At 57.4% G+C, this 5,468-nt stretch carries 3 rRNA genes; all 3 read right to left on the bottom strand.

Annotation, left to right across the window (positions count from 1 at the left end):
- Positions 1-99: 99 nt before the first annotated feature.
- Positions 100-216, bottom strand: a 5S ribosomal RNA gene (gene rrf / locus NIE111_RS21350).
- A gap of 85 nt (positions 217-301) precedes the next feature.
- A 23S ribosomal RNA gene (locus NIE111_RS21345) occupies positions 302-3,410 on the bottom strand.
- Between the two features lie 377 nt (positions 3,411-3,787).
- Positions 3,788-5,302: ribosomal RNA gene (locus tag NIE111_RS21340) — 16S ribosomal RNA — on the bottom strand.
- Together the 16S, 23S and 5S rRNA genes form the textbook arrangement of a ribosomal RNA operon.
- Between the last annotated feature and the right edge of the window lie 166 nt (positions 5,303-5,468).

Below are 5,468 nucleotides of genomic sequence, written 5' to 3'. Positions count from 1 at the left end.
TAGGTCATCGGGTAACCGGAGTGTCAGGAATCCGGGTCGGATCCTTCAGGGAAACGCAAATAAGGCCACCCCGTTAGGGGTGGCCTTATCTGGAAGATTGTCCGGCGGCGTCCTACTCTCCCACACCCTCACGAGTGCAGTACCATCGGCGCTGGAGGGCTTAGCTTCCGGGTTCGGAATGTAACCGGGCGTTTCCCCTCCGCCATGACCGCCGTAACTCTATGAACATATCAAACAACCCCGGCACACACTCACGGGTGTTCGCTTGTTCAGAGTTGCACAGTGGACGCGTAGCAGCTTAGTAGTCAAGTCCTCGGCCTATTAGTACCGGTCAACTGAACCCGTTACCGGGCTTACATTTCCGGCCTATCAACCCAGTCGTCTAGCTGGGGGCCTTACCCCACAAAGTGGGTGGGATACCTCATCTTGAAGCAGGCTTCCCGCTTAGATGCTTTCAGCGGTTATCCCTTCCGAACGTAGCTAACCAGCCGTGCCCTTGGCAGGACAACTGGCACACCAGAGGTTCGTCCGTCCCGGTCCTCTCGTACTAGGGACAGCCCTTCTCAAGTATCCTACGCGCACGGCGGATAGGGACCGAACTGTCTCACGACGTTCTAAACCCAGCTCGCGTACCGCTTTAATGGGCGAACAGCCCAACCCTTGGGACCTGCTACAGCCCCAGGATGCGACGAGCCGACATCGAGGTGCCAAACCATCCCGTCGATATGGACTCTTGGGGAAGATCAGCCTGTTATCCCCGGGGTACCTTTTATCCGTTGAGCGACACCGCTTCCACTCGCAAGTGCCGGATCACTAGTCCCGACTTTCGTCCCTGCTCGACCTGTCAGTCTCACAGTCAAGCTCCCTTGTGTACTTGCACTCAACACCTGATTGCCAACCAGGCTGAGGGAACCTTTGGGCGCCTCCGTTACCTTTTAGGAGGCAACCGCCCCAGTTAAACTACCCACCAGACACTGTCCCTGAACCGGATAACGGTCCGAAGTTAGATACCCAAATCAACCAGAGTGGTATTTCAAGATTGCCTCCACCCATACTGGCGTATGGACTTCACCGGCTCCCACCTATCCTACACAAGCTAATTCGAGTACCAATGTCAAGCTATAGTAAAGGTCCCGGGGTCTTTCCGTCCTGCCGCGCGTAACGAGCATCTTTACTCGTACTGCAATTTCGCCGGGCCTGTGGTTGAGACAGTGGGGAAGTCGTTACGCCATTCGTGCAGGTCGGAACTTACCCGACAAGGAATTTCGCTACCTTAGGATGGTTATAGTTACCACCGCCGTTTACTGGCGCTTAAGTTCTCCGCTTCGCCCCGAAGAGCTAACAGGTCCCCTTAACGTTCCAGCACCGGGCAGGCGTCAGTCCATATACATCGAATTACTTCTTCGCATGGACCTGTGTTTTTAGTAAACAGTCGCTTCCCCCTGCTCTCTGCGGCCATACAACGCTCCACCCGCGCGGGGCTTCACGTCTCCGGCCCCCCTTCTCCCTAAGTTACGGGGGCAATTTGCCGAGTTCCTTAACCACAGTTCGCCCGATCGCCTCGGTATTCTCTACCTGACCACCTGTGTCGGTTTGGGGTACGGGCCGCTAAGAACTCGCTAGAGGCTTTTCTCGGCAGCATAGGATCACTGACTTCACCTGAATCGGCTCGGCATCACGTCTCAGCCTTCATGTGTTGCGGATTTGCCTACAACACGGCCTACACGCTTACCCCGGCACAACCACCGGCCGGGCTCAGCTACCTTCCTGCGTCACCCCATCGCTTGACTACTACCCATCAGGTTCCCACGCTCCCTCAGCTCAGTCCGAAGACCTCACCAAGTTCGGGTGGTTAGCACAACGAGGTTCATCAGGGACGCTCTTTCGCGGGTACGGGAATATCAACCCGTTGTCCATCGACTACGCCTCTCGGCCTCGCCTTAGGTCCCGACTCACCCAGGGCGGATTAGCCTGGCCCTGGAACCCTTGGTCATCCGGCGGAAGGGTTTCTCACCCTTCTTTCGCTACTCATGCCTGCATTCTCACTCGTGCCGCGTCCACAACTGGGTCACCCCGCTGCTTCACTCGCGGCACGACGCTCCCCTACCCATCCACACACCTGCACAAGGAATCAAGTCCAAGCGAGGATAAAATGTGAATGCCACAGCTTCGGCGGTGTGCTTGAGCCCCGCTACATTGTCGGCGCGGAACCACTTGACCAGTGAGCTATTACGCACTCTTTAAAGGGTGGCTGCTTCTAAGCCAACCTCCTGGTTGTCTATGCGACCCCACATCCTTTTCCACTTAGCACACGCTTAGGGGCCTTAGCTGGTGATCTGGGCTGTTTCCCTCTCGACTACGAAGCTTATCCCCCGCAGTCTCACTGCCGCGCTCTCACTTACCGGCATTCGGAGTTTGGCTGATTTCGGTAAGCTTGTGGGCCCCCTAGACCATCCAGTGCTCTACCTCCGGCAAGAAACACGCGACGCTGCACCTAAATGCATTTCGGGGAGAACCAGCTATCACGGAGTTTGATTGGCCTTTCACCCCTAACCACAGGTCATCCCCCAATTTTTCAACATTGGTGGGTTCGGCCCTCCACGCGGTCTTACCCGCGCTTCAGCCTGCCCATGGCTAGATCACTCCGCTTCGGGTCTAGGACACGCGACTGAATCGCCCTATTCAGACTCGCTTTCGCTACGGCTCCCCCACACGGGTTAACCTCGCCACATGCCACTAACTCGCAGGCTCATTCTTCAAAAGGCACGCCGTCACCCCGCAAGGCTCCGACGGATTGTAGGCGAACGGTTTCAGGTACTATTTCACTCCCCTCCCGGGGTACTTTTCACCATTCCCTCACGGTACTTGTCCGCTATCGGTCACCAGGAAGTATTTAGGCTTACCAGGTGGTCCTGGCAGATTCACGGCAGATTTCAGGGGTCCGCCGCTACTCGGGAACACCCACAGAAGGTCAGCAACTTTCACCTACCGGACTCTCACCGTCTACGGTCAGCCATTCCAGACTGTTCGACTAGCCACTGACTTTGTAACTTCTCGAACAAGTGTCAGCTTGTTCAGCAGGGTCCCACAACCCCGACCACGCAACCCCTGACAGGTATCACACGCAGCCGGTTTAGCCTCGATCCGCTTTCGCTCGCCACTACTCACGGAATCACTAAATTGTTTTCTCTTCCTACGGGTACTGAGATGTTTCACTTCCCCGCGTTCCCTCCACACACCCTATGTGTTCAGGTGTGGGTGACACCACATGACTGGTGCCAGGTTTCCCCATTCGGACACCCTGGGATCACAGCTTGGTTGACAGCTCCCCCAGGCCTATCGCGGCCTCCCACGTCCTTCATCGGCTCCTGGTGCCAAGGCATTCACCGTTCGCCCTTGACAACTTGACCACAAAGATGCTCGCGTCCACTGTGCAATTCTCAACAAACGACCAACCCACAACCCGATCCGCCCCACACCAAACCCAACACACTGTTGGCGGTATGTGGGGCCAGGCCATGCCTGGCAGACTTCCAGCCCCCACACAGGAGGCCGGCGCGTCTCTGAAACAACAACCAATGGTTGTTCCTTCAGGACCCAACAGGGTGCTCACATTCTCCCCCAGCCGCACCAGAAGCCACCGTTCCCACCACCGAAGTAGCTGTACTAGGCGCCGCCGGCCGTTGCCAGGGCAAAACTTGCCAGTGTCTCCGCCATCTGAGCACCCCGACCCAACATTCGTGGGCCGCGGGCTCCTTGCACCCTTTCGGGTGAAGGTGCTCCTTAGAAAGGAGGTGATCCAGCCGCACCTTCCGGTACGGCTACCTTGTTACGACTTCGTCCCAATCGCCAGCCCCACCTTCGACGGCTCCCTCCACAAGGGTTGGGCCACCGGCTTCGGGTGTTGCCGACTTTCGTGACGTGACGGGCGGTGTGTACAAGGCCCGGGAACGTATTCACCGCAGCGTTGCTGATCTGCGATTACTAGCGACTCCGACTTCACGGGGTCGAGTTGCAGACCCCGATCCGAACTGAGACCGGCTTTTTGGGATTCGCTCCACCTCGCGGTATCGCAGCCCATTGTACCGGCCATTGTAGCATGCGTGAAGCCCTGGACATAAGGGGCATGATGACTTGACGTCATCCCCACCTTCCTCCGAGTTGACCCCGGCAGTCTTCGATGAGTCCCCGCCATAACGCGCTGGCAACATCGAACGAGGGTTGCGCTCGTTGCGGGACTTAACCCAACATCTCACGACACGAGCTGACGACAGCCATGCACCACCTGTGACCGCCCCCGAAGGACCTCACATCTCTGTGAGTTTTGCGGCCATGTCAAACCCAGGTAAGGTTCTTCGCGTTGCATCGAATTAATCCGCATGCTCCGCCGCTTGTGCGGGCCCCCGTCAATTCCTTTGAGTTTTAGCCTTGCGGCCGTACTCCCCAGGCGGGGCGCTTAATGCGTTAGCTGCGGCACAGGGAACCGGAGAGGCCCCCCACACCTAGCGCCCAACGTTTACAGCGTGGACTACCAGGGTATCTAATCCTGTTCGCTCCCCACGCTTTCGCTCCTCAGCGTCAGTATCGGCCCAGAGACCCGCCTTCGCCACCGGTGTTCCTCCTGATATCTGCGCATTTCACCGCTACACCAGGAATTCCAGTCTCCCCTACCGAACTCTAGCCTGCCCGTATCGACCGCAGGCTTGGGGTTGAGCCCCAAGTTTTCACGGTCGACGCGACAAGCCGCCTACGAGCTCTTTACGCCCAATAAATCCGGACAACGCTCGCACCCTACGTCTTACCGCGGCTGCTGGCACGTAGTTGGCCGGTGCTTCTTCTGCAGGTACCGTCACTCTCGCTTCGTCCCTGCTGAAAGAGGTTTACAACCCGAAGGCCGTCATCCCTCACGCGGCGTCGCTGCATCAGGCTTCCGCCCATTGTGCAATATTCCCCACTGCTGCCTCCCGTAGGAGTCTGGGCCGTGTCTCAGTCCCAGTGTGGCCGGTCGCCCTCTCAGGCCGGCTACCCGTCGTCGCCTTGGTAGGCCATCACCCCACCAACAAGCTGATAGGCCGCGAGCCCATCCCAAGCCGAAAAACTTTCCACCACCAGCCATGCGGCCAGAAGTAATATTCGGTATTAGCCCCCGTTTCCGAGGGTTATCCCAAAGCTTGGGGCAGGTTGCTCACGTGTTACTCACCCGTTCGCCGCTCGAGTACCCCGAAGGGCCTTTCCGCTCGACTTGCATGTGTTAAGCACGCCGCCAGCGTTCGTCCTGAGCCAGGATCAAACTCTCCAACAAAAAATTAGTTGAACAGCATCCTGACAACAAACAAATGTTGCCAAAGGAATCCCAACCAGCCAGCAAAAACTGACCAGTCCGGGGTATAAATCATAATTGGCACTGGCTTTACAAGCACCCTGTTGAGTTCTCAAAGAACAACCACACACCGACCAGAAGCCCCACC

The organism is Micromonospora hortensis (assembly GCF_022230935.1).
Taxonomy (GTDB): domain Bacteria; phylum Actinomycetota; class Actinomycetes; order Mycobacteriales; family Micromonosporaceae; genus Micromonospora; species Micromonospora hortensis.
This window is presented reverse-complemented; position numbering and strand designations above follow the sequence as displayed.